Annotated in this window: 19 protein-coding genes and 1 pseudogene; 11 read left to right on the top strand and 9 right to left on the bottom strand. The window is 67.0% G+C overall.

All coding sequences use genetic code 11. The annotated features are described in order from the left end of the window. Nucleotides 1-37 precede the first annotated feature (37 nt). A complete protein-coding gene (locus tag M3B11_RS02095; protein WP_259875042.1) occupies nt 38-640 on the top strand; it encodes a DUF5998 family protein in 603 nt (200 codons plus the stop codon). 2 nt (nt 641-642) lie between these two features. Next, complete coding sequence (locus M3B11_RS02090) at nt 643-1,791, top strand: alkaline phosphatase family protein (RefSeq protein WP_259875040.1); 1,149 nt, start codon at nt 643-645, stop codon at nt 1,789-1,791. A 37-nt stretch (nt 1,792-1,828) separates the two neighbouring features. Here M3B11_RS02090 and M3B11_RS02085 read toward each other — a convergent pair whose 3' ends face one another. Beyond that, entirely contained in the window at nt 1,829-2,290 is a 462-nt protein-coding gene (locus tag M3B11_RS02085) for a GtrA family protein (protein ID WP_259875038.1), read from the bottom strand. Nucleotides 2,291-2,462: 172 nt separating this feature from the next. Between M3B11_RS02085 and M3B11_RS02080 the strand changes: the two genes are divergently transcribed. Genes M3B11_RS02080 through M3B11_RS02070 form a run of 3 tightly spaced genes read left to right on the top strand, consistent with a single transcriptional unit; the run spans nt 2,463 to nt 5,366 of the window. Next, nucleotides 2,463-3,629 carry a 5-(carboxyamino)imidazole ribonucleotide synthase gene (locus M3B11_RS02080; RefSeq protein WP_396121517.1) on the top strand — a complete coding sequence of 389 codons (1,167 nt, stop codon included), beginning with the start codon at nt 2,463-2,465 and terminating at the stop codon, nt 3,627-3,629. Next, nucleotides 3,626-4,159: a 5-(carboxyamino)imidazole ribonucleotide mutase gene (gene purE / locus M3B11_RS02075; RefSeq protein ID WP_259875034.1), complete on the top strand. Its 534-nt coding sequence runs from the start codon at nt 3,626-3,628 to the stop codon at nt 4,157-4,159. Before M3B11_RS02080 ends, purE begins: the two co-directional genes overlap by 4 nt. A gap of 58 nt (nt 4,160-4,217) precedes the next feature. Beyond that, the gene (locus tag M3B11_RS02070) at nt 4,218-5,366 is read left to right on the top strand and encodes an acyl-CoA dehydrogenase family protein (RefSeq protein ID WP_259875033.1); all 1,149 of its coding nucleotides are present in this window, start codon (nt 4,218-4,220) and stop codon (nt 5,364-5,366) included. 86 nt (nt 5,367-5,452) lie between these two features. Here the strand turns inward: M3B11_RS02070 and M3B11_RS02065 are convergent, their stop codons facing one another. The 4 genes and pseudogenes from M3B11_RS02065 to M3B11_RS13355 all read right to left on the bottom strand — a co-directional run. Then, complete coding sequence (locus M3B11_RS02065; RefSeq protein ID WP_259875031.1) at nt 5,453-6,883, bottom strand: TIGR00366 family protein; 1,431 nt, start codon at nt 6,881-6,883, stop codon at nt 5,453-5,455. A 59-nt stretch (nt 6,884-6,942) separates the two neighbouring features. After that, nucleotides 6,943-8,469, bottom strand: coding sequence for an AMP-binding protein (locus M3B11_RS02060; RefSeq protein ID WP_259875029.1), 1,527 nt, complete (start codon nt 8,467-8,469; stop codon nt 6,943-6,945). 123 nt (nt 8,470-8,592) lie between these two features. Beyond that, nucleotides 8,593-9,711: a CdaR family transcriptional regulator gene (locus M3B11_RS02055; RefSeq protein WP_259875027.1), complete on the bottom strand. Its 1,119-nt coding sequence runs from the start codon at nt 9,709-9,711 to the stop codon at nt 8,593-8,595. A 108-nt stretch (nt 9,712-9,819) separates the two neighbouring features. Further along, nucleotides 9,820-10,209: pseudogene (locus M3B11_RS13355) on the bottom strand (GAF domain-containing protein); the annotation flags it as partial. A gap of 353 nt (nt 10,210-10,562) precedes the next feature. On the opposite strand from M3B11_RS13355, the gene M3B11_RS02050 reads away from it, so the two are divergent. The 3 genes from M3B11_RS02050 (at nt 10,563) to manA (ending at nt 16,333) form a co-directional block, all read left to right on the top strand. Further along, complete coding sequence (locus tag M3B11_RS02050) at nt 10,563-12,047, top strand: LCP family protein (RefSeq protein WP_259875026.1); 1,485 nt, start codon at nt 10,563-10,565, stop codon at nt 12,045-12,047. Between the two features lie 344 nt (nt 12,048-12,391). After that, a complete protein-coding gene (locus M3B11_RS02045) occupies nt 12,392-14,956 on the top strand; it encodes an NlpC/P60 family protein (protein ID WP_259875024.1) in 2,565 nt (854 codons plus the stop codon). A 156-nt stretch (nt 14,957-15,112) separates the two neighbouring features. Further along, nucleotides 15,113-16,333, top strand: coding sequence for a mannose-6-phosphate isomerase, class I (gene manA / locus M3B11_RS02040; RefSeq protein ID WP_259875022.1), 1,221 nt, complete (start codon nt 15,113-15,115; stop codon nt 16,331-16,333). Between the two features lie 256 nt (nt 16,334-16,589). Here the strand turns inward: manA and M3B11_RS02035 are convergent, their stop codons facing one another. The 4 genes from M3B11_RS02035 to cofE are packed head-to-tail and all read right to left on the bottom strand — an operon-like array spanning nt 16,590 to nt 19,883. Next, nucleotides 16,590-17,246, bottom strand: coding sequence for a CoA transferase subunit B (locus M3B11_RS02035; RefSeq protein ID WP_259875020.1), 657 nt, complete (start codon nt 17,244-17,246; stop codon nt 16,590-16,592). A 1-nt stretch (nt 17,247) separates the two neighbouring features. Beyond that, nucleotides 17,248-18,018, bottom strand: a complete 771-nt coding sequence (locus M3B11_RS02030) for a CoA transferase subunit A (RefSeq protein WP_102162851.1) — start codon at nt 18,016-18,018, stop codon at nt 17,248-17,250. 24 nt (nt 18,019-18,042) lie between these two features. Further along, entirely contained in the window at nt 18,043-18,687 is a 645-nt protein-coding gene (locus tag M3B11_RS02025; RefSeq protein WP_259875018.1) for a TIGR03089 family protein, read from the bottom strand. A gap of 14 nt (nt 18,688-18,701) precedes the next feature. Continuing rightward, the gene (gene cofE, locus M3B11_RS02020) at nt 18,702-19,883 is read right to left on the bottom strand and encodes a coenzyme F420-0:L-glutamate ligase (protein WP_259875016.1); all 1,182 of its coding nucleotides are present in this window, start codon (nt 19,881-19,883) and stop codon (nt 18,702-18,704) included. Between the two features lie 327 nt (nt 19,884-20,210). On the opposite strand from cofE, the gene M3B11_RS13285 reads away from it, so the two are divergent. The 3 genes from M3B11_RS13285 to M3B11_RS02005 are packed head-to-tail and all read left to right on the top strand — an operon-like array spanning nt 20,211 to nt 25,215. After that, entirely contained in the window at nt 20,211-20,681 is a 471-nt protein-coding gene (locus tag M3B11_RS13285) for a WhiB family transcriptional regulator (RefSeq protein WP_311197710.1), read from the top strand. Next, nucleotides 20,678-23,764, top strand: coding sequence for a hypothetical protein (locus tag M3B11_RS02010; protein WP_259875014.1), 3,087 nt, complete (start codon nt 20,678-20,680; stop codon nt 23,762-23,764). The genes M3B11_RS13285 and M3B11_RS02010 overlap by 4 nt, the downstream gene beginning before the upstream one ends. Continuing rightward, the gene (locus M3B11_RS02005) at nt 23,761-25,215 is read left to right on the top strand and encodes a DUF5719 family protein (protein WP_259875012.1); all 1,455 of its coding nucleotides are present in this window, start codon (nt 23,761-23,763) and stop codon (nt 25,213-25,215) included. The genes M3B11_RS02010 and M3B11_RS02005 overlap by 4 nt, the downstream gene beginning before the upstream one ends. Nucleotides 25,216-25,218 lie beyond the last annotated feature (3 nt).

Raw genomic sequence — 25,218 nt, 5'->3', positions numbered from 1 at the left:
GTGGGGTGCAGGCAGGGCTGTGGGGCACAATGGGGGCATGCCCACGATCCCGCAATCACTTGCCCACGACCTGCAGTCAGCCGGGTACTATCCGCAGCTGGCCGCTGAGATGCTGAGCGAATCGCTGTTCGGTGAGCCGGTCGTCTCACACCTGGTGCACATGGAGACCCACGTCGACCTCGATGCGATCCACCGCCACCTCACTGCCTTCGTCCTCACCCCGACCCGGCTGCTGCTCACCCACATCGACGATGAACCGCAGACCGTGCTCGGCAAGATGCCCCGAGGACTCTCCACCACCGAGGACATCGCGCTCGCCCGTGTGAGCAACGCCCTCATCTCCCGCACCTACGACAATCCAGCCGACTTCGAACCCGGTGAACGCCCCGTTGAGGTCGCCCTCACCCTGGGCTGGGGATCGATGCGCCGCATCGACACGGTGCCCGAATCCTGCGGCGACCCCGACTGCGACGGCGACCACGGCTACTCCGGCTCCAGCTATCCCGAGGACGTCACCCTGCGGGTCTCCGCACAGGCCGAAGGGCAGGCTGCTGTCGACCAGGCGCTCGACTTCGCCCTCAACCTGCGCCGTCTGGTCTTCGAGGCCCGCCGCAGCGCTGGTCTGCCCGGCGGGCTGTGAGCATGCAGACGCGCCAAGCCCCTGACTACCGGAACTCCCCGCTGCTCTCCGATGTCATCCCGGCTGCCGCGATCAGCCTCGGGGCCCGGGAGATCCTCGACGACGGAGCTGCTGAGCGGGCGCTGAAGCTCGGCTTCGATGCCGAACCGCGGGTGGTCGTCGTCGCACTCATCGACGGACTCGGCGCCGAGCTGCTGCGCGCCCGGGCCGCTCACGCCCCGTTCCTGCGCGGGCTGCTGCCGGACATGCTCGCCATGAGCGCAGGCTTCCCGTCGACGACGGCGAACTCGCTGTCCTCCCTGGGCACCGGGATGCTGCCCGGCGCCCACGGGGTGGTCGGCTACCAGCTGCTCGACCCGGAGCGCGAGATCGTGTTCAACCAGCTGACCTGGGATCCTGAGGTCGATCCCGAGGTGTGGGTGCCGGATGCGACGATGTTCGAACGCCTCGTCAGCACCGGGGTCGACGTCGTCAGTCTGGGAGAGCCGAAGTTCGCCGGCCGCGGGCTCAACCAGGCATCCCTGCGCGGCGGCCGGTTCCGCGGCTCACGCACGATGAGCCAGCGCGTCGATCACGCCCTCGAAGAGATCCGCCGGCCCGGCAGGCGCCTCGTCTACTTCTACTGGGGCAACCTGGACAAGACCGGCCACGTCCACGGCGTCGACTCATGGCATTGGCTCGAAGAGCTCGAAGAGGTCGACGGGCACCTTTCGCGACTGGCCAGCGGCCTGCCGCATGACGCCCAACTGGCCATCACCGCCGACCACGGCATGGTCGACGTCCCGCATGAGGGCCGCCTCGACCTCGCCGACCATCCGCACCTGCGCGAGGGTCTGCGTGCTGTGGGCGGCGAACCGCGTGCGGTGCACCTCTACGTGCGGCCCGGCGCCTGGGAAACCGTCCACACCGCCTTCGCCGAGGCGCTTTCCGACCGGGCGCTCGTCATGACCCGTGAGCAGGCGATCGCCCATGGCTTCTTCGGACCTGTGCGCCCGCAGAACCTCCAGCGGATCGGCGATGTCATCGTCGTCTGCGAGGCTGGCACCGGCATCGTCGATTCGGAGCACGACTCACCCTCGGCACTCGCCCTCATCGGTCACCACGGCGGCATCACCAGCCAGGAGCTGGCGATCCCGCTCTTACGCACATAAGCCGGCCACCGCCTCGGGCGCGGGGAGTGACACGCGGTCAATCACCGTCGACGTTGAGCACCTCACGGCGGTGCTTCCGGCGCCTGGGGGTCACGCGGTAGACGACGAGGCGGTACATGAGGTAGCGGAAGATGTTGCCCAAGCCGACCCCGACGACATTGGCGGAGATGTTGTCGGCCAGTGCCGAGCGGAAGCCGAGCAGGTAGTGCGAGACCCACAGACACGCCATCGCGATGAGCAGGCCGATGGCGTTGACGACGAAGAACCACACCGCCTCACGCGTCGCTGAGCGGTTCTTGCCGTCTCTGAACGTCCAGTAGCGCGAACCGAGCCAGGCGACGAGGGTGGCGAGGGTAACCGAGATGATCTTCGCCCACATCGGGCCGATGCCCAGAGCCTCGGGGCGCAGCAGGTTGAAGACGAGGAAGTCGACGCCGAAGGCGACGAGGCCGACGACGGAGAACTTCGCGACCCGCTTGGCCTCCTTGCGCATCTCCATGACCGCGCACCTGCCTGTCGTCGGGATCCGTGGTTCCTGCCGTTTCCGAGATTACCGGACGTGCATGCCCGGCGGCTGCAGACCCTCCGGCTGCACATGGTGTGGTGACGGGTACAGTGGTGCTGTGACTTTTCCCAAAGTAGGAGTGATCGGCGGAGGCCAGTTGGCGCGCATGATGGCCCCGGCCGCCGAGGCGCTGGGCGTGGGATTCCACGTGCTGGCCGAAAGCGACGACGTCTGCGCCACCGAGGTCTCTGCCCATGTGACCGTCGGCGACTACCGCGACTACAGCACGCTCAAGGCTTTCGCCGAGACCGTCGATGTCCTCACCTTCGACCACGAGCACGTGCCGCCGGAGCACCTGCGTCAACTCGCCGCCGCCGGCCACCCGTGCCATCCCGGTCCCGAGGCACTCATCCACGCCCAGGACAAGCTCATCATGCGGGCGAAGATGGACGAACTCGGCCTGCCGAACCCGCGCTGGGCGCAGGTGAGCTCGACCGAGGAGCTCGAGACCTTCGGTGCCGAGATCGGGTTCCCGCTCATCCTCAAGACCCCGCGCGGCGGCTACGACGGCCACGGCGTACGCGTCATCGACGCCGCCTTAGAGGCCGCCGACTGGCTGGCCGAGGGCGCACCGCTGCTGGCGGAGGAGAAGATCGACTTCACCCGCGAGCTCGCCGTCATGGTCGCCCGCTCGCCGATGGGCCAGACCGCCGTGTGGCCGGTCGTGGCAACCTACCAGCAGGACGGGATCTGCAAGGAGGCCCTCGCCCCCGCTCCCGGTCTCGACGCCGAGCTGGCCCGGCAGATCTCTGCCGATGTGCTGCGGGTGGCAGGCAGCCTCGAGGTCACCGGCGTCATGGCGATGGAGATGTTTGAGACCTCAGACGGCTACATCGTCAACGAACTGGCGATGCGTCCGCACAACACCGGCCACTGGAGCCAGGACGGCTCGATCACCTCGCAGTTCGAACAGCACCTGCGCGCCGTCCTCGACCTGCCGCTGGGCGACCCGGCAGCCCACGCACCGGTGACCGCGATGGTCAACGTGCTCGGCGCTGACCGCGACGACCTCTACCACGCCTACCTGCACGTCATGGCCCATGACCCGCAGGTCAAGATCCACATGTACGGCAAGCAGGTGCGGCCCGGCCGCAAGCTCGGACACGTCAACCTCACCGGCACCGACGCCGCCGAGGTGCTGCGCCGGGCCCGGCATGCCGCCGACTACATCGCCGGCACCGACCCCGACCCGCACCCGGACCACCGCGTCGGAGGCGCAGAGCACCTCGTCGGCGGGGACACCGGCCCAGCTGCAGAAGGGAACCGTTCATGACTGAGCCAGCCACCGCCGCGAAAACGGGCCCGGTCGGCATCGTGATGGGATCGGACTCAGACTGGCCGACGATGCGCGCGGCCGCCGACGTGCTCGGTGAGCTCGGCATCTCCGCCAGCGCCGAGGTGGTCTCTGCCCACCGGATGCCCCACGAGATGATCGAATGGGGCACCACGGCCGCCGAGCGCGGGATCCGAGTCATCATCGCCGGCGCCGGGGGAGCGGCCCACCTGCCCGGCATGCTCGCCTCGGTCACCTCACTGCCGGTCATCGGCGTGCCGGTGCCGCTCAAGCAGCTCGACGGGATGGACTCCCTGCTCTCGATCGTGCAGATGCCCGCTGGCGTGCCCGTGGCGACCGTCTCGATCGGCGGTGCCAAGAACGCAGGCCTGCTCGCCGCCCGCATCCTCGGGGCAGGCGAGTCAGCAGACGCTGCTGCGATCCGGCAGCGACTCGATCGCTACCGCGACGAACTCAAGGCCACCGCCGAGGCCAAAGGCCGCGCGCTGCTCGACCAGCTCGACGGCTGACCCCCACTCGACCCGACCCGGCACCTGTGTGCCGACGCATCACCTGACAAGGAGAGACATGTTCGACATCTACCAGCTGAGCGATGACCACGAAGCGATCCGCGAAGCCGTCCGCGAGGTCGTCGACGCCAAGATCGCCCCGCACGCCGCCGACGTCGACGCCAACGCCCGCTACCCGCAGGAAGCCCACGACGCGCTCGTGGCCACCGACTTCTTCGCCCCGCACATCCCCGAGGAGTACGGCGGTGTCGGCGCCGATGCGCTGGCGACTGCCATCGTCATCGAAGAGGTCGCCCGCGGCTGCGTGTCGTCTTCACTCATCCCGGCGGTCAACAAGCTCGGCTCGATGCCGGTGCAGATCGGCGGCTCTGAGGAGATCAAGCAGAAGTACTTCCCGGCCGTGGCCGCGGGTGAGTCCGGGTTCTCCTACGGCCTATCCGAGCGCGAGGCCGGCTCTGATACCGCGAGCATGAAGACCCGCGCAGTGCGCGACGGGGATGACTGGGTGCTCAACGGCGTCAAGACCTGGATCACGAATGCCGGTGTGTCCGATTTCTACACCGTCATGGCCGTCACCGACCCCGACGGGCCGCGCGGACGCAACATCTCCGCCTTCGTCGTCGAGAAGTCCGATGAGGGCTTCTCCTTCGGTGAGAAGGAGCGCAAGCTCGGCATCAAGGGCAGCCCGACCCGTGAGCTGTTCTTCGAGAACTGCCGCATCCCCGGTGACCGGATCGTTGGTGAGGAGGGCCAGGGACTCAAGATCGCCCTGCAGACCCTCGACCACACCCGCGTCACCATCGCCGCGCAGGCACTCGGCGTGGCCCAGGGTGCGCTCGACTACGCGATCGGCTACATCAAGGAGCGCAAGCAGTTCGGCAAGCCGGTCTCGGAGTTCCAGGCGCTGCAGTTCATGGTCGCCGACATGGGCATGAAGCTCGAAGCCGCCCGCCAGCTCACCTACGCCGCTGCCGCCAAGAGCGAGCGCAACGATGACGACCTCGGCTACTTCGGTGCTGCTGCCAAGGCGTACGCCTCGGATGTCGCCATGGAGATCACCACCGATGCCGTGCAGCTGCTCGGCGGTGCCGGCTACGTGCAGGATCACCCGGTCGAACGCATGATGCGCGATGCCAAGATCACCCAGATCTACGAGGGCACCAACCAAATCCAGCGCCTTGTGATGGGCCGCAAGCTGCTGGCGTAATGTGACGCTGATGGGGCCGGTGCGGACGCGTGATGCGTTCACACCGGCCCTATCAGCGTCTCCGGATTCCTCTCCGTCCTGTTGGGTCAGCCGATCGCCGACAGGATGAGGAGATAGGTGCTGACGACGCCGATCATGACGAGCACCGGCGGTACCGTGTAGCCGACGACCTCACCGAACTTCAGCTTGAAGTTCGCGAGGTACGGCAGCGCGAAGAACGGGATGAGGAGATTGAACACCGCGTCACCCATCTGGTAGGCCTGCATGACCAGGCTGAAGTCCGCCTGCAGGTCGAGTGTGGTGGGAACGATGTACGGAGCCTCAATGACGAACTTGGAACCGCCGGACGGGACGGCGATGTTGAGGATTCCCGAGTAGAGGAACGCGATGAACGGCCAGGTCGTCGCGTTCGAGATGGCGGTGAACGCCTGCGAGATCAGGACGCCGAGTCCGGTGGCACTGATGAGGCCGAAGATTCCTGCGTAGAACGGGAACTGCAGGATGAATCCCCACGTGCCGGAGATGCCCTCACGCACGAGTCCTGCGTAGTATTCAGGGCCCTGATTGGCGCACAGCAGAATGCCGAGGGTCAGGAACAGGAAGTTGTAGGCGTTGAGGTCGAGGCCGGCGATGCCGGTTGCAGCGATATTGAGGATGCTGAAGGCCAGACCGATGCCACCGATCACGATCATGACGATGCGGCTGGCGTTGGCGCGCTGTGCCGGGGTGTTGCGTTCGACGATCGCCGAGGCGGCACCTGACTCAAGCTCCTCGAAGACCGAAGCGTCGGCCTGCTTCATCTTCGTCTGGTCCTTCGGGTGCATCAGCAGCATGAAGATGATGCCGACGAGCATGCAGGCGACGAGCAGAAGGCCGAAGTCCGGACGGACGACGGTGTCGGTCAGCGGCACTGAGACCGGGGTCGCTTCGACGTGAGAATCAGGCACCAGATCGCGCAGGTACTCCGGGGTGGCTGCATACAGCACTGCGGCTCCGGACATGCCGGCTGCTCCGGGGACCATGCACATGAACAGGGTGGCCACGAGGACCGGTGCGTGGAGTTTGATATCGCGCTTCTTCGCCTCGGCCAGGAGCTCCTTGCCGAGGACGATGCCGCCCATCATGCCGAGTCCCCAGTGCACGAAGCCGAGGAGGCTGGCGACGGTTCCGGCCAGGATGATCACCTGTGTGCGGTTCTTCGGGATCCGGGCGACCCAGGTGAGCAGGCGCTTGGCCGGGGGAGAGGTGGCGACCGCGTTGCCGGTCGCCAGCAGCACTGTCATCTGCATCGTGAATTCGAGCAGGTTCCAGAAGGAGCCCGTCCATGCAGAGACGAGCGTGACCTCTTCGGCATCCGATGACCAGAACGAGGTCCCGGTGAGGAAGAAGGCGAGCGCGCCGACGATGATGGTGAGAGCTAAGCAGATGACGAACGAATCCGGCATCCAGCGGATGAACCAGGAAAGGTACCGGTCGAGGAACTTTGGCTTGCGTTCGCGGTTGGTGGTCGAGCTCATGTGTGAAGTTCTCCTTGGAAAATGTGCGTGCCGGCGGGCATACGCGAATGACGCTGGGCTCAGCTGTGCTCGCGCAGCTGCTTCTTGTTAATCTTGCCGACGGCCGTGACGGGCAGAGCGTCGGTGAGGTGGACGTATTTCGGCCGCTTGTAGCTGGAAAGCACGTCCCGGGAGGCGTTGATGATGTCGCCGGGCTCGACACCCTCACGTGCGGGTACGACGTAAGCGGTGACCGCCTCACCCCAATCCGGGTGAGGAGCGCCGACGACAGCGACGTCTTGAACAAGATCGAGCGCAGACAGCGCCTGTTCGACCTCGCTGGCGTAGACGTTGAAGCCGCCGGTGATGATCATGTCCTTCTTGCGATCGACGAGGTAGACGTAGCCGTCTTCGTCCACGTAGCCGAGGTCGCCGGTGTAGAGCCACCCGTTGCGGACTGTCTCCTCTGTCACTTCGGGACGGTTGAGGTAGCGGTCCATGACATAGGGCGCGCTTCCGATGACTTCGCCGACCTCATGCGGATCGCAGTCGGTGTCGTCATTGCGCACGACGCGCACGGCGGCCATGAGCGAGCGCTGGCCACAGCTGCGCAGCCGTTTGGGGAAGCGGTCGGCGTCGTGGTCGTCTTTGCGAAGGCGTGTGAGGAAGTTCGGTGCCTCGGTCTGTCCGTAGAGCTGCATGAACACCGGGCCGAAGATCCGCAGCCCCTGACGCAGTCGCTCCTCCGAAATGGGGGAGGCGCCGTAGAGGATCGTCTGCAGTCGGCCGGGATCAAAGTTCGGGCGTTCCTCGGTGGCATCCAGAAGCCGGTTGATCATGGTCGGCACCATGAACAGATACGTCACGCCGCCGGTCTCGATCTTGTTTAGGGTGGACTCCATGTCGAACTGCTTCATCACCTCGACAACGGCTCCCTGCAGCAGACCGGCGAGTGCAAGAACGCCTGCGCTGTGGGGGAGCGGCGAGGACAGCAGCAGGTGATCGTCAGCCGTGATCTCGGTTTCGATGACGTGCGAGAGGAGATTGGAGGCGAAGCCCTTCTGCAGGTGGACGACACCCTTCGGCCGGCCGGTCGTGCCCCCGGTGTACATGATCAGCGCGATATCCTCGGCTCTGACAGCAGGCAGCTCCTGTGCGGCATCTGCTGTGAGCGGGCCGTCGGCGCCGGCCACCGCGACACGTCGTTCGTCGGAGACGCTGAGGATGAGCTTCTCCAGAACGGATTCGCTTGTCGCATCGGACAGCGTGCCTCTGCGAGCATCCGATGTCAGCACCAGCTTCGCGCCGGAATCGGACAGGATGTAGGTCATCTCCGCTGGCGAGAGCATCAGGTTGATGGGCACTTTGGCAGCGCCGACGGATGCGATCGCCAGGTCGGCGATGAGATATTCGGCGCTGTTGTCCAGCATGATGGCCACCGGGTCGCTGGCTTTGACCCCTCGTGCGATTAGAATGCTGGCGACTTCGCATGCGGCATTGTGCAGTTCCCGGTACGTCCAGGTTCGTCCGTCGGCGATGACGGCTGTGCGGCTCCCGTGCTTCTTGACTGCCGGCAGAACCAGGTCCCGGATGACATCACATTGCATCGTTGCGACTCCCTCTCCCTTGAGCGATGTGGCCCGCGCCACGTTGTCAGTCAGGATGTCGCACGCATGCAGGGCTGGCTATGTGAATCGGGTACAGACTTCCGGCCGTCGCCTGTCAGATCGTCACAGGGCTGTCGTCGGCGCCGTGCGGGCCGCGAGCACGGCAGCCATGCGCACGGCAGTCTCCGCGCGATACCGGTCGTCGGTGCGGGCGAAACTGAGGTCGAGCAGTTCTTCGATGCGAGCGATGCGGTTGCGCACAGTGTTGTAGTGCACGTGGAGCTCGGCTGCGGTGTCGCCGAGGTGTCGGTCGTTGGCCAGGTACGAGCTGATGGTTGTCATGTAGTGCGTTCCGTGGCGCTCGTCATGGGCAATGATCGGCCCGAACGTGTCCGTCACCATCGCCTGGAGCTGGGCATTAGGGATGCTCGCCAGCCCCTGAAGACCCAGAGCCCGGGCGCTGGCAACCCCGTCGATGCTGGTCTGCGGGTTGGACATGCCCACGGTGCATGCGGCCCGTGCTTCATCGTAGGAGATGGACACCTCATGCAGCTGTTCTGTGCGACGTCCGATACCGGCGACGAATCTGCGGCTGTCGCCTGGGCTTCCTTTGGACGTGCCTTTTCGCTTCCGACGATGCTCTTCGCGGCCAAGCAGATCTGCGATCTGAAGTGAGAGCTCTTCTTCCGACCCGCCGTTGCCGATGATGACGACAGTGGACTCGTCGCGATGATCGACAAGATAGTCCGGGAACGTCGCGCGCAGGTCGCTGTGGAAGCGCTCAGAGATCTGATCGGCCTGGTCCCGTGCTCTGATGACGATAACCCGTGCATCTGATCCGATCGGTGCGCACCCGATGAGCGCGAGTCGCCGCTGAATATGGGCCGTATTGGTGAAGTTGCCGGTCAGCAGCTTCTCCTGGAGGTCTCCGCGTAGCGTCTCGATTGTCGCCGACCGCTCGCAGAGGCGCAGCAGCTGAAGCTTGAGCGCATGAAGAGCGATCCGGGCAGACGGCTCGGTGAGGGTCGTGTCCTCATCGACGCAGGACAGGTGCACCGTCAGTCTGCTCTGCGGGCTGAGCCGGCTGGAGATTTCTACTCCATGGCATGATGCCCGGTCTGGACCGGATGCTCCGATGACTGAATTGTGGCGGTCATGCAGTTCGATCCGGGCGTTGAGGTAAACCGCGACTGCATCCAGAGCGTGATTGACCGCCGATGCCGAGCTCAGCAGCTCGACCAATTCGATGGCCGACGTCAGGTGGGAGTCGGCTGCTTCGGCTCGTCGCCGGGCGTCGCTGGCCCGAGCTTCTGCCAGGCGGACGCGATCGAGCTGCGCCAGGCGCACCGAGAGATGGTCGGCGATCGACTCCAGCTCGTCGATTTCCTCTGAAGTCCAATTCCGCTGCCGTCGGTCTGCGGCATACAGCACCCCAAGCGCTGCGTCGTGTGCCATGAGCGGAGACACGAGCACTGACCCGATCTTCTCGTTGTCGATCAGCCGTTTGGCGGGCACCCTGCGTGAGTCGTGCAGATAGTTGCTGCTCTTCTGCGTGCGCTGCAGCGACGCAGCCTTCCCGCCGATTCCCTCACCGACGGCCAGATGCCAGTCCGCTGCCATCTCTGGCGTCTGAAGTCCGTGGTGGGCTCCGATGTGCATCTCAGCATCAGCCTTGACCACACCCGTCCATGAGATGTCGCACTGCACCACCGCGACGACATGGCGGACCGCCGCCTGCATCGCCTGAGTTGAATTGTTCGCTGTCAGAAGGGACGAAAGAAACTGTCCCGTTTCAGCTGCCATCGAAGTCCGATCTGCGAAGTGCCAGTGGAGCCCTCATCTTAGGGGAGCCGGCGGCACAGCGAGGGGGCTTCTCGCAGCTTGTACACGACCGACTGACAGCAAGACACGCGGACACTCGCCGCCGGATTCTCCCAGGCGGTCTCAGGCTTGAGCGCTAACCTGGTTCAGTACCGACGCGACGTCCCCGTGCGGCGCAGTTGCCGCATCCCGCGTCACACCGCCTCCGGCGCGTGCGACCTGCCCCATGACGAGGACGTGAGAGCGCACGCCAGCAGAACAGGAGGCAGTCGATGGCCGAGCGCAGGCCCCTGAAGTACATCGACCCGGTGCGCTATCCGGAGCATGCCAACCAGCCGGTGCGCAACGCCCGCGGCTGGATCCTGCTGGCCTCGACGATCCTTGTGCCTGGTTCCGTGCAGTCGCTGTTCCGGGTGCGCCGATGGGCGAAGTTCTCGCTCACCCTCACCCTCGGCGGCTGGGCACTGCTGCTCGTCGCCGCATTGACGGCGATCTTCGCCCGCGGCTTCCTCATCACCCTGGGCACCAACCCGTTCGTGCTCACCGGCGTCACTGCATTCCTCGCCGTGTTCACGCTGAACTGGATCGTGTGCCTGCTCGACACCGTGCGCCGGGTCAAGCTCGTGACGCTGTCACCGAAGGTCCGCCGCACATTCCTGGCCGCCAGCCTCGTATTCACACTCGTCATCGGCGGGGGACTGGCCTGGGGGACCATGATGATCAATAGCCAGCGCCAGCTCATGACCGATGTGTTCGCCGCCGGCTGGGGTCAGCGCGCCGTCGACGGACGCTACAACATCCTGCTGCTCGGCTCCGATGCCGGCAAGGGACGCACCGGCATCCGCCCCGACAGCCTCTCGCTCATCTCGGTCGACGCCAAGACCGGCAAGGCGGTGAGCATCGGGATGCCGCGCAACATGCAGAACGTGCCCTTCCCCGAAGAGTCCCCGCTGCACAGGCACTACCCGCAGGGCTTCACCTGCGGCGACGAGTGCATCCTTAACGCCGTCTACCAGCAGGGCGAGAAGCTCGCCGACGAGTTCGACGGGAAGACCCCCGCTGGCGTCCAGGCGACCAAGGACGCCGCCGAGGGCATCACCGGGCTCACGGTGCAGTACTACGCGATGATCGACCTGAAGGGATTCGAGCAGCTCATCGACGCGATGGGCGGTATCGACATCGTCTCCGGCAAGCGCGTGCCGATCTCCTCGAAGGTCGACCCGAAGACCGGCAAGCACGGCCCGGTCAAAGGCTGGATCGAACCCGGTGAGCAGCATCTCGACGGCTACCGCGCGCTGTGGTACGCCCGCTCGCGGGAGTTCTCCAGCGACTATGAGCGCATGGTCCGCCAGCGCTGCGTGCAGCAGGCGATGCTCGAACAGCTCGACGCGTCAACGGTGATGCTGCGCTTCCAGGACATCGCCAAGGCCGCTCCCGAGGTGGTCTCCACCGATATCCCGCAGCTGCAGGTCGACACGTTCGTCGACCTGGCGATGAAGTCGCGGGAGCACCAGATGGAATCGCTCAACCTCACCCCGCCGCGCGTCAACCCCACCCACCCGGATTTCGCCGGCGTCCACGAGCTCGTCTCCTCGACGATCACAGCCTCCGAGGAGGACGCCGAGGACACCGCTGCAGGCATCTATGCTCCGGCCGGCGCGGCCCTGGCGACCAGCGGCATGCACCTGACTGCAGCCCAGCCGGAAGGCGGCAAGGGCAGCGAAGAAGACGACGGCGCCATCTGCCACGTTCCCTGACCGGTCGCCCAGCCCGGTTCCCGCACTCACGCCCCACCGCCTCAGCGCCGCGTTCCGTGACCCCGATGTCAGGACTTTTACCGAGTTCGCAAGGGGATCACAAAAATTTTTCAGGCCTCCCGAACCGCATGAACACGCGGAACGACATCGCTGTAATTCCCCTTGCGGGAGATTTTTCAAAGCGACACGCCGCGAAGTATGTAACAATTCTGTCATGTTGAGCTGATTCGTCATCTTGCCAATGACGGCAATCACTCGTGAAGCCTATCTTCCCTGTCTTCCTCGCAAAGGCTGAAACGATGAGAATACTGATACCCGCTGTGGCGACGTGTGCCGCAGCAGTCATGACCTCGACACTGGGACTGGTGCTGCCGGCCTCGGCCGACACCGTCACGCCCGACGTCGAGAAGAAGTCGCTGACCGATGTCAGCGAGCCAGGTCTCGAAGCCCCCGGTGCCCGCGCAGCCTCCGGCAGCGCAGCCGATGCGGCAAATCAGTCGATGACCAATCTGCCCAACCTCATGAAGTCCGAAGCGTTCATCCAGCAGATGAGCGTCGGCAGCGCGGGCGTCTTCGGCGCCAGCGTCGCGCCTATGAGCACCGCCCCAGGCGAGCTCGGCGGCGGTGAGGCCCCAGAGACCGGAGGCGGCTCGGACGAACCGACCGAGGCTCCGACTGAGACGAGCGAGCCGGACATGTCCGGCAGCGTCCAGGAGAAGACCGAAGACGGCGTCAACATCGCCGCAATCTCCGACGTCCTCGACGTGCCCGCCGACCGCTCCTCGGTCATCGGCGCGGCCTACCAGGGCACCACCAACGTCACCATCGAGGTGCGCGTGCAGTCCGCCGACGGCTGGTCGGCCTGGGAGGAAGTCGAACACGAGAACGGCCAGGGAGAGGGCACCGAAGGCACCGAGCCCTTCATCGTCAACTCCGCCACCGCCGTGCAGATGCGCGTGCTCGGCGAGAGCGCACCGCAGAAGGCCGAACTCGTCCTCGTTGACCCGAAGTCCTCACCGGCAGACGCCGAGGCCGTGGCCAGCAACGCCCCGGTCGTCGACGCCGCCGGCGCGACAGACGGTGCTGAGACCGAGGGAACTGCTGACACCGGGGCCGATGATCCGGCCGGGGAAACCGATGCGCAGCAGCCCGAGTACGACGCGCAGAACGCCGCCTACGTGCCCGGTGACGCCGCCGTGGAGAACACCTCGATGAAGAAGGTGCCCAAGCCCTCGATCGGCTCCCGCAAGTCCTGGGGCGCCAAGGAGAGCCTGCGCAAGGGCAAGCCGAGCTACGCCAGCGGCGTCAAGGCGACCGTCATCCACCACACCGCAGGCTCGAACAACTACAAGGCCTCCGATGTGCCGGGCATCCTGCGCGGCATCTACAGCTTCCACACCAAGGGCCGCGGCTGGTCCGACGTCGGCTACAACGTGCTGGCCGACAAGTACGGCCGCCTATGGGAGGGCCGTGCCGGAGGACTCGACCGGGCCGTCATCGGCGCCCACGTCGCCGGCTACAACACCGGTACGTTCGGCATCTCGGTGATGGGCACCTTCGAGAAGTCCGCACCGCCGAATGAGACCCTGCGCGCTGTCGAGCACGCGATCGCCTGGAAGCTCTCGGCCAACGGCGTTCCCGCCAAGGGCAAGACGACCGTGGCCGGCAAGCGGATCAATACGATCGTCGGTCACCGCGACCTCGGCACCACCTCGTGCCCGGGAGCTGCCTTCTACTCCAAGATCGGCGGCATGCGCAATGCCGTTGAGAAGATGCAGAAGGCCGGCTCAGGCCCTAAGGAGGATAAGCCCAAGGAGGACAAGCCCAAGGAGGACAAGCCGAAGCCGCCGAAGCAGACGCCGATCGACAAGTACGCCGAGAAGCACGCCGACAAGCTCGGCAAGGCCACCGGCAAGGAGTACGGCTTCCAGGGCGGCACCGCGCGCGACTTCGAGAAGGGTGCGGTCTTCCACAAGAACGGCAAGACCTTCCTGCTCAAGGGCGCGATCCGGTCCATGTACAAGGACTCGATGCGCGACACGCTCGGCTTCCCGACCTCCGATGAGCGCGGAGGCCTGAAGAACGGCGGTGTCTACCAGAAGTTCGAGAAGGGCTCAGTGCACTGGACGAGCGCCACCGGCGCTCAGCCCACGCACGGAAGCCTGCAGAAGTACTGGGGCTCGAAGGGCTATGAGCGGGGCCACCTCGGCTACCCGACTGAGGCGCCGAAGTGCTCCGACGGCCGCTGCGAACAGGTCTTCGAAGGCGCTCGCCTGGTCTGGGTCAACGGCTATGGCACCACCGAGTTCTCACGCACCGGTTCGATCAAGGGAGGGGCCCGGGATCACAACCGGGCCTCGCCCCCGGGCGACGACAACGATTCGCCTGCTGACGACGGGGAAGGTCCAGCAGACGACAAGAACAAGAAAGACGACAAGAAGAAGGACGACTCCAAGAAGGACGACTCCAAAAAGAAGGACGACAAGAAGAAGGACGACTCCAAGAAGGACGACTCCAAGAAGAAGGATGAGAAGAAGTCCAAGGCTCAGCAGGAGAAGGAGCTGCGGGACAACATCATCAAGACGGCCCGCAAGGGCGTGGGCGTCCGCTACGTCTGGGGCGGCAACACCACCTCGGGCTGGGACTGCTCGGGCTACACCGTGTGGGTCTACAAGCAGAACGGCATCAACCTCCCGCGCCACACCTCGGCGCAGAAGGCTGCTGGCACGGTGATCCCGGCCTCGCAGGCCAAGCCCGGCGACCTCATCTGGGTCCCCGGCCACATCGGCATCGTCTCCGAGACGAAGGGCCAGATGTACGACGCCGGCTCCAAGCGCACGGGCACCACGAAGCGCTCGTACAGCTGGATGCTCAAGCGCGGCGCGGTCTTCGTCCGAGTCATCGACTGACACCACTGCCACAGGCGCCTCGCACCCTCCCGGTGCGGGGCGCCTGTCGCATCCCCAGGACACCTCGGCGTCACCTGCGGTTCACAGCTGCCGCCTACGGTTGGTCTTCGTCCTCGTGCAGCCCTAGGCTGACACCATCGAAGCGAAGGGAATGACGTGCGGTTCCTGTTCAACACAGTTCAGCGCTACGCCTGGGGAGCGTCCAGCGGCATCCCCGAGATCCTCGGCCAGCCCGTCACCGGGGAGCCGGCCGCAGAGCTGTGGATGGGCGCCCATCCCGTCGCCCCCTCCCAGCTGCTCGACGCCGACGGCCAGCCGGCCGCCTCGCTGCTCGAATGGGTTGAGACCGCGCCCGAGGCGACGCTCGGGCAGGCCTCGATCAGCGCCTTCGGCAACCGGCTGCCGTTCCTGCTCAAGATCCTCGCAGCGGAAACCGCCCTGTCGATTCAGGTACATCCATCGCTGGACCAGGCACGTGCCGGCTATGCCCGCGAGAACGCCGCCGGTATCCCGCTCGATGCTCCTGACCGCAACTACAAGGACGATTCGCACAAACCCGAGCTCATCTACGCGCTCAGCGAGTTCCACGCCCTGTGCGGCTTCCGCGCCCCTGAGGCGATCACGGCGATGATCGACCGCTTCGCCTCAGCCCTCGATGCCGCCGGTGAGCAGACTCAGCTGTTGGCCCTGGCCGACTGGCGCGACGCCCTGGCCAACGGAGATCTCAAGCAGGCGACGGGCCTGCTGCTGCGAGAGCGCGACACCTACGGCAGCCTCGCCGACGCGCTCGCACACATCGCCATCGACCCGGTGGCCGCCGACGATCCGTCACATGCCGGCTCGGCCGCCGACCCGGCTCTGACCCTGCGGGAAGTCCAGGCCGATTTCCCGCACGATCCCGGCGTGCTCGTCGCGCTCATGCTCAACCGGCTGCGGCTCGAGCCAGGCCAGGCGCTGGCCCTCGACGCCGGGATCCTGCACGCCTACCTCGGCGGGCTCGGCATTGAGATCATGGCATCGTCGGACAATGTGCTGCGCGGCGGACTGACGAGCAAGCACATCGACGTTGAGGAACTCGACGCCGTGGTGAGCTACACACCCGGGCAGCCTGAACTCGCCGCTGCTGATGACGCCGGCGTGCTGCGCGGGGCGAGCGATGACTTCGCCCTCCAGGTCATCGACACCGCCCAGGACCGGGAGATCCACCGGGCCGGGCCGGCCATCCTGCTGTGCACCTCGGGCACCTTCACCTGCAGCGAGGGCACCCGCCTGCAGGCAGGCGACTCCGTGTTCCTCGCTGCCGAGGCCCCGGCGCTCACCGTCACCGGTTCCGGACGGCTGTTCGTCGCCACCACCGGACTCCCTGATCAGTCCTGAGCCACGGGAACGCGCTCACGGTCGCCGATCGGCTCCTGGTCGTCTTCCGTTCTGAATTCGACGACGATCTCTCCGCCGATCTCGGAGCGCGGGAACCCCATGAAACCGAGCTGGTGTGGAGTTGAGGCCGGCGTCGACCTGCTTTCCACCAGGATTCCGGTAGACCGCTGACGTGACCGGTTCGATGCTTCGGCCGGAGGAGTGGAATCTCGTGACGACGATGAGCACAGCTTCCCGTCCGCAAACGCGATGGCGTCTAGAGCTGCATCTCCGGCACATCGCCGTCGACGTTGAGCGTGGCACCGGTGGCCTCGCGGATCTCCTCGACGCTGACGCCGGGGGCACGTTCGACGAGGGTGAACGAATCGCCCTCGACATCGAGGACCGCCAGGTTCGTGATGACCCGCTGGACGACGCCCTTGCCGGTCAGCGGCAGCGCGCACTCCTGGAGGAGCTTGTGCGAGCCGTCCTTGGCGACGTGGTCCATGATGACGAGCACCGTGCGGGCGCCGTGGACGAGGTCCATCGCCCCGCCCATGCCCTTGACCATCTTGCCGGGGATCATCCAGTTGGCGATGTCGCCGTTGACGGCGACCTGCATCGCACCGAGGATCGCGACGTCGATCTTGTTGCCGCGGATCATCCCGAAGCTCAGCGCGGAGTCGAAGTACGACGAGCCCGGCAGCATCGTGACGGTCTCCTTGCCGGCGTTGATGAGGTCGGGGTCGAGTTCGTCCTCGGTCGGGTAGGGGCCGACGCCGAGCAGGCCGTTCTCGCTCTGCAGCACGAGGTGGACGCCCTCGGGCACGTAGTTCGGCACGAGCGTCGGCAGGCCGATGCCCAAGTTGACGTAGGCGCCGTCGGGCAGCTCCTGGGCGGCGCGTGCTGCGATCTGCTGTCTGGTCAGTCCCATCTCATGCCTCCCGTAGGGTCTTCTTCTCAACCGGCTTGTCGGCTGCCTCTTCGGGGCTGAGCACGACGATCCGGTGGACGTAGATGCCGGGCAGGTGCACGTCATCAGGTGCGATCTCACCGGCCTCAACGATCTCCTCGACCTCGGCGATGGTGATCTTGGCCGCCTGCGCGGCCGGTGGGTTGAAGTTCCGGGCCGAGGAGTGGAAGACGAGGTTGCCGTGCCGGTCGGCCTTGGCTGCGCGTACGAGCGCGAAGTCCGCCGGCAGCGACTCCTCGAGCACGTACTCCTGCTTCTCACCGAAGGTCTCGAAGGTCTTCGTCTCCTTGGCGGGGGACTCCTTGACGACGTTGCCCTCGGAGTCGTACAGCCACGGCATGCCGCCCTCAGCGACCTGCGTGCCGGCACCGGTGATCGTGTAGAAGGCCGGGATGCCGGCACCGGCGGCGCGCAGCTTCTCAGCCAGTGTTCCCTGCGGGGTGAGCTCGACTTCCAGCTCACCGGAGAGGTACTGGCGGGCGAACTCCTTGTTCTCGCCGACGTAGGAGGCGATCATCCGCCCCACCTGACCGGATTCGAGGAGCATGCCCAGTCCGCGGCCGTCGAGGCCGGCATTGTTGGAGATGAGTTCGAGATTGTCTGCGCCCTGGTCGCGGAGTGCGCGGATGAGGTATTCGGGCACACCGACGACCCCGAATCCGCCCACTGCGATCGTCGACCCGCTCGCAATGTCCTTCACAGCCTCGGCTGCTGATGCCACTACTTTGTCCATGCCACCATTCTGGCATGACCGGGATCACATCGTGACGGCAGCCCCGCGCAGCGTCACGGTTCCGGTCACCAGGGCCGCGAGCAGCGCGGTGAGGCCCTCCTCGCCCGCCGGGATTCCGGTGGTCTCCAGCGCCGTTCCCGAGGCGGTGGGCACCTGCCGGCTCGTGCTCGCCACGTGCTTCCCACCGGGCAGTGTGAGGCTGATCTGGGAGCCGGGGATCGGGCACACGTCCGGGTGCGCCCGGACTTCGGAGTTGAAGTCGATGCAGCCCTCGGGTGCCTCTGCCGCCAGCGCGAGTGCCGGTGCGGCGTAGACGAACACCTCGTCGGCCTCAGCGGTGATCTCGTCTGCGGTGTTGGCTTCGTCGGTGAAGGCGACCCATTCCGCCTCGGGCAGTGCTGCAGCCGGGCTGAGCAGCGCCACCGGGGCATCGAGTCCGAAGGCCGCCAGCATCGCCGCCAGTGCCCGCCAGTGCAGCGGACCGGTCTCGTCGGTCACGATGCCCACACCCAGATCCGGGCCGACGCCTGCCTCCGCGAAGAGGCTGGTGGTCTTGTACACCCAGTTCGCCAGGACGGCGCCGGTGAGTTCCAGCCGCTCACCGTCTGCTGGCAGGTAGGTGAGCACCGGGTAGCGGCGGGAGGAGAGCGTGTCGATGAGCTGCTGCATGGGATCCTTCCAGGTCAGGGCTGCGGGGCGGCGAGTTCGATCGAAAGCCTTGCGCCGGTCGGGGAGCCGTTGTCGGCCCACGTGTACTGGGTGCTGGCCTGCAGGTCCTCGCACCACAGTGCCGACTGCAGCCGGTCGACCAGCGCACCGAGGCCGAGGGTCGCCTCGATGAGCGGGTGTCCGCCGGCGCTCGACCGGGCTGGGGTGTCGGCCGGGGAGATGAGGATCTGTCCGCCGGCACCGGCGACCCGCATCCGCCAGGCTGACTGTCCGGGGGTGCGGGCGGCGCCGCGGCGCACGACTGCCAGCGCGCGGGAGACCTTCGTGAGGATGTCGTCATCGCCGTCGGCTGAGGCAGGTGCGACGTCGAGGCGCTGACAGCCCAGCGACTGGTGGACGGCTTCGACGTGGCCGTAGCGGAACCAGTCCTCGGCGAAATCCCGGACCAGCTCCCGGGCATTCCCGCCGCCGGTGCGTACGTGCGCACCCATGCCGCGCACCACGGCGGCTGGGAGCCCGCGGGCGGCGCCCTTGACGAGGTCGGCGGCTGCGGCGATCTCATCGGCGATCGCCCGCACCGTCACACCCTGTCGGCGCCCGGAGTCATCGGGTCGTCCGCGCTGGTCATCGAGCACGTCGATGCCGGCGGCGCCGATGGCGATGTCGGCGACTCCTGCCCGCCACGGCCGCGAGCTCGAATCGGAGATGACGATGCCGAGCTGTGCACCGAGCCGGCGGGACAGAGCTGCGCGCAGCTGCTCGGCTGCGGCATCCGGGTCGTCCGGCTGCAGCAGGACGCTCCCGTATCCGGTGCTGTCCCGGGTGCCGGTGTTCGACCGGTCGAGCCCGCTGGCCGCCTGCACGGTGCCGTGCGGAGTGCGGGTGATCGCTACGGTCGCAGCGCCTGCGACAGTGTGGAAGGTGCGTGCGGCCACGGTCCCTGTCGAATGCTCGGTGACGAGACGTTCGAACTCCGTGCGGTCAGCTGTGGTGCGGATGAGCCCGTCGGCTTTGGCGACGAGCTTCGAGGCGATGACGAGGATGTCGCCGTCCTTGATCTGGACGCGGTTGTTCGCGATCGCCCACGAGATCTCGACGGCCAGGTCGTCACCGGGTGAGATCTGCCGGATGCCGGGAATCGCATACGCGGTCAGCAGCCGGCTGGAGGGCGGCGGGGCTGGTGCAGGGCCGTTCATATCCTCCATCATGTCACCTCGGCCCAGGCGGGGCCTGCGCCGGCGAGACCCGGCGAGAAAAACCGCAGAGATCACAGAATGGCACCAGTTGTGGTCGCCGCGCACTGCAGTCACCATATGTAGTGATAAAGGGCAGGCTCGGTTGGAACACCCGTTCGAATGGGCCGGGGTCGGGCCCCTTGGATACCAAACAGGCGCTTGACTAATAGGTAATGACACGCGTGTAATTTTAGGTACGGGAAGGTCGGATGTCCGTGCAGAAGCAGGGGGAACGGCCCTGAGGTTCTCCAGCGCTTCACGGCATCCGGCAAGCGAAAGGGGAAGACCGTGACTACTGCACGCAACTACGCGAGACAAGAGGAGTCGGCACTGCAGCCGGCCGTCTCCGCGCCGGGTGTGACCGCGCGAACCGCCGAAGACTGGTTCGTCGATCCGACCCGCGCCACTCCGGCCATTGTTCCGGATCCGCTCCCGCTCGATCCACTCGACCTGAGCCCAGTGCCGGGCGAACCGACGCAGTCGGAGAGCCTGGCGGCCGTCTCACCGCTGTCGCTGCTGCTCGGAGACGCCGACGAGACTGCGCTGAGCTGGCAGGACCAGGCACTGTGCGCCCAGACCGACCCCGAGGCGTTCTTCCCTGAGAAGGGCGGCTCGACGCGCGAAGCGAAGAAAGTCTGCGCCTCCTGCGAGGTCCGTTCCGAATGCCTCGAGTACGCGCTGCAGAACGATGAGCGCTTCGGAATCTGGGGCGGGCTGTCCGAACGCGAACGGCGGCGACTGAAGAAGCGGGTCGTGTGAGTTTCAGTGTTGCGGCCGTCATCCGCACCGGCGGCCACACCGTCAGCCGGGCCTGGCTGACAGCACTGCGGCACCATTTCCCTCAGATCACCTCGGTGGCGCTGCTCGACGACTCTCGGACAGCGCAGAAGCTCGCCCGCCGGCGCCGGCGGAATCCCGAACTGCCGGCGGGCGAGACCCTCACCGCAGCCGAACTGGTGTCCTCCCCGGACCTCGAGCGCGCTGATTACGTCTGGTTCCTTTCCCCTGACTCCCTTCCGGAACCCGACTGCCTCACTCAGCTGCACACACGGCTCAGCGCTGCCGACACGCTGGCCGTCGTCGGCCCGAAGATCCTGTCCGTTGGCGGCGATCTCGTCTCCGTGGGTGTCACGACCACCACTGACGGCTGTCGCTACTCACCGGTCAGTCCCGGTGAGGAGGACGCCGGGCAGCACAACCGCCGCGAGGACGTCTTCGCCGTCGACGAACCCGGCATGCTCGTCGCGGCTGCTGTCGTCCGCCATCTCGGTGTACCGTCTGAGACCCTGTCGGTGAGCTACCGGGGGATCGAATACTGCGATCGGCTGCGCCGTGCCGGCCACCGCGTCGAAGTCGTCCCGCAGGCGCGCATCGCAATCCCGGCCGAGGGGATCGGCCGCTACTACTCATCACCGCGGCCGCTGCCGCACAAGCACATCGTCCGCCACGAACACCGCTACCGTCTGGCAACTGCCGGGCGCGGCCGCTCGGGCATCACGCAGCTCAAACTCACGCTGCTCGCCATCCTCAAGGCGCTCGGCAATCTGCTCGCCAACTCTCCGGATGAAGCCGCTTGGTGGCTCGGCGCTGCCTGGGCGCTGCCGCACGACGCCCACGCCACCAGCCGGCTGCGCCGCTACCGCACCGGCGGCAGCCTGCCGCCCAGCGTCTACGCCAGCAGACATGATCTGCGCTCGGCCCGGCGCGAACTCGCCGGAGTCGGCGGGGAGATCGCAGCCGACCACCTGCGTGAGGACGGTGCGCTCAACACCGCTGGCGATCTCGCCGAGTTCTCCGGCATCGACACCCGCACCAAACGCAGCCTGCTCTTCCACCCGCTCGTCGTCATCATCGTCGTCAGCTCGATCGCGAGCGCACTCATGTTCTACCGGCTCATCGGCCCCGGCGCGATCACCGGCGGCGCCTGGGCCCGCCTCGACGTGCCCTTCTCCGCGGTCGTCGCCCGGATCTTCTCACCGATCCTCGAACTCGGCCTCGGCAGCTCGACGCCTGCCGATCCGCTGCTGAGCGTGCTGGCGATCCTCAGTCTGCCGTTCGGCGGCAGCCTCGACCTCATGCTGCGCAGCCTCTGGCTGCTCGCCCTGCCGCTGGCCGCGGCCGTCATGTACCTGTGCGCTGGGCGCGTCGTGCCCGCCGCCGGGCTGCGGGCGCTGCTGGCCCTCATCTGGATCGCCCAGCCGGCCTTCCTGATCTCCCTGCACGACGGCCGTGTCGGCACCGTGCTGTCCTGGATCGTCGCGCCTGCCGCGCTGTGGGCACTCGACCGGGCCATCCACTACCGGTCGGTGGCCGCAGCCGCTGCCTGCGGGCTCGCCTTCGCCGTCATCATGGCCGGCTCACCCTTCCTCATCGTCCCGATCATCATCGTCGTCATCACGGTCATGATCGTCTACCGGTCCACCAGCTTCATCTGGGCGCTGCTGCCGGGCATCGGCCTGTCCTGGCCGTGGCTCATCGCCGCTATCGGCCAACCCGATGCGCTGCTGACCAACCCCGGCCGCGTCCTCGACTACGCCCAGCCGCACAGCTTTCAGCTCGCCCTCGGCTGGGCCACCCGCCCGCAGCTGAGCGTGCTGGAGACCTGGCTGCCGGCTGCCGCCGTTCCCTGGGTGCTGGTCGCCCTGCTGCTGCCGCTGCTCGCCGCCCTCGTGCTCGCAGCTCTGCGGGTGCGCAACAGCCTCGCCGTGCTCGGTCTGGCCGTCGTCTGCTACTCTGCAGGCCTCGCCGGCGCGATCGTGCAGGCAGCACTCGAAGGACAGCTGACCGCCGACGGACTCGTCGCCTCCTTCACCGGCGACTCGATGCTGCTCATCGGTCTGGGCTTCTGCGGCTTCACCGCCGCCGCGCTGTGGCCGGTCGCCTTCGACCGCGGCTCCCGGGCGCGCAACTACGCGCTGCGCGGACTCATCCCGGCAGGCGCCCTGCTCATGATCACGGCCTTCACTCTGCAGTCCCTGCTCGTCGGCACCCCGATCCACCGCACCACTGCTTCGCCGCTGCCGGCCTTCGCCGCCGAACGCCATACCGGCGCGCTCGGCCAGCAGACCCTCATCCTGCAATCGGATGAGGACCAGCTCTACGGCCAGCTCGTCACCCCGGAGTCGAACACCATCCTCACGGCCTCGACGATGCACGAAGCACGCAGCATCAGCGGTCATCCCTTCGATCGCCGTCCTGTCGCCATCGATGACGCCGATGTCGCTCTCGCCCGCATCATCGGCAGGCTCACCAGCGGCAGCGGTGATGACACCCGGACTGCGCTCGATCAGCTCGGCATCGGCTTCGTCGTCGTCCGCGGCTCCGGTGCCAGCGAACTGGCCCAGACGGTGGCCGTATCCCCAGGGCTCACCCGCCTCGGGGCCACCGACCAAGGCCTGCTCTACCAAGTCGTGCCCGACGGTTCACCGCTGTCCTCCGTCTCCGTCGTCGCCGATGACGGCAGCCTCAGCCCCGTCGAGATCGTCGACGGCCGCGGAGAGATCCCGGCCGGCACCGGCCAGCGCACTCTCATGCTCGCTGAACGCGCCGGACTCGCCCGCGTGCAGATCAACGGCCAGGACGCCGTGCGCGAGGAGGCCCGCACCGGCGCCCCGAGCTGGCAGGCCGCCTACCAGCTGCCCGGCGAGGCATCGACGGTGACCATCAGCTACACCTACCCGCAGTACGCGATCGGCGTGGGCATCGGCTGGGTGCTCGTCTTCGTGTCCGTGCTCGTCGCAATCCCCTTCGGCAACCGGTCGCGTGCCCGCACCGCCCCACGGCCGGCGGCCACCGCCTCGGGCACGGCCGAGAGCCGTTCAGATGAAAGGGGCAGCGCATGAACCGCCGCAACCTGCGCTCCGTGCTCACCTTCACCGCGATCGCGCTGCCGGGGCTGATGATCGCGGTGACCGGATACCTGCAGCCGCTGGCCGGCGGATCCGTGCCGCGGGGTGCCGAGCAGGTGCGACTGCCGGCCACCGATACCGTGTCGATGTGCCCCGGGCCGCTGCACACCGAAGACGATGCCGCCGGCACCGATGAGGAGTTCCAGACCAGCGACGTGCCGACGCCGACCGTGCGCGCTGCCTCGGCGCTGACCCAGGCCCCGGACTCGACGATCCTGGCCGCCGGGGTCGAATCCCGGACGCTCGGCGGCGAGGACAACTTCACGGTCGGGACGACGAACGGATTCGTCTCCGGCTCCGACGAGCAGCAGGACCCGACGACGGTCACCGGGGTGGCCGAGGGAGAGAACCCCGCCCTCGTCTCGGCGGTGCAGGTGACCCGCGCCGATGACGGCGACTGGGCCGGGGTTGCCGCCCTCGACTGCGTTCGCCCGGTCACCCACGCCCGGTTCGCCACCTCCGGGGCTTCAGCGACCGACGATGTGCGCCTCGTGCTCACCAACCCGGGTGAGACGACGATCACTGTGACGACTGAGGCGACCGGCGCGCATGGTCCGATCGACATCGGCGGGGATACGACAGTGAGCCTGGAGCCGCGCGAGCAGCGGGTCATCCAGCTCGGTGCGATCGCAGCCGAGGAGCCCGAGGTGGGCCTGACGGTGAGCGCTGACGGCGGCCTCATCGGCGCGGTCCTGCAGCATGCGAAGCGCTCCGGGCTCACCGCTGAGGGCATTGAGATGAGCGGGCCGGTGGCAGATCCGGCGCGCGAGGTCTCCGTGCCCGTCGCCGCCGGGGGACCTGCGCGGCTGCGGTTGAGCAACCCGAACGGTGAGCCCGTCAGCGTCGATGTCAGCGCCGCCGGAGTCGACGGGCCGGTCGACCTGGCCCGTTCGGGCACCTCGATCCCGGCACTCGGCACCGTCACCCTCGACATCGGCGAGATCCCGCCGGCAGCCCTGACGATCACCGCAGATGATCGGGTCACTGCCGCTGTCGAGGTCACCCGCGACGGGGACGGCGGGACCGACTTCGCGGTGTTCCCAGCGGTTGACAAGCTGAACTCGCGCCAGCTGCTCATGCTGCCTGAGGACATCGATGCGACGATGCTGTTCGGCCCCGGTGAGGGCACGCTCGGGGTCGTTGGCCTGCGCAGTGACGGCTCAGCGACCGGGCAGTTCCCTGTCGACCTGTCCGGCGACCGGGCCACCGAGGTCAACCCCGCCGAGCTGCTCGGCGACGACACCGCTGCGGTCATCATCGAAACGCCTGCCGATGTCAGCGCCTTCGCCGCCGGTGTGGCCCTGACCGGTCGGGGCATCAGCGCGCTGACCGTGCCCGATGCGCCGTCGGGCATCGGCTATCGCAACATCCGGCTGACGGACTGAACG

The organism is Brevibacterium sp. p3-SID960 (genome assembly GCF_025144725.1).
Lineage (GTDB): Bacteria > Actinomycetota > Actinomycetes > Actinomycetales > Brevibacteriaceae > Brevibacterium.
Note: the sequence above shows the minus strand (reverse complement) of the source record. Positions and strands in the feature narration are given on the sequence as shown.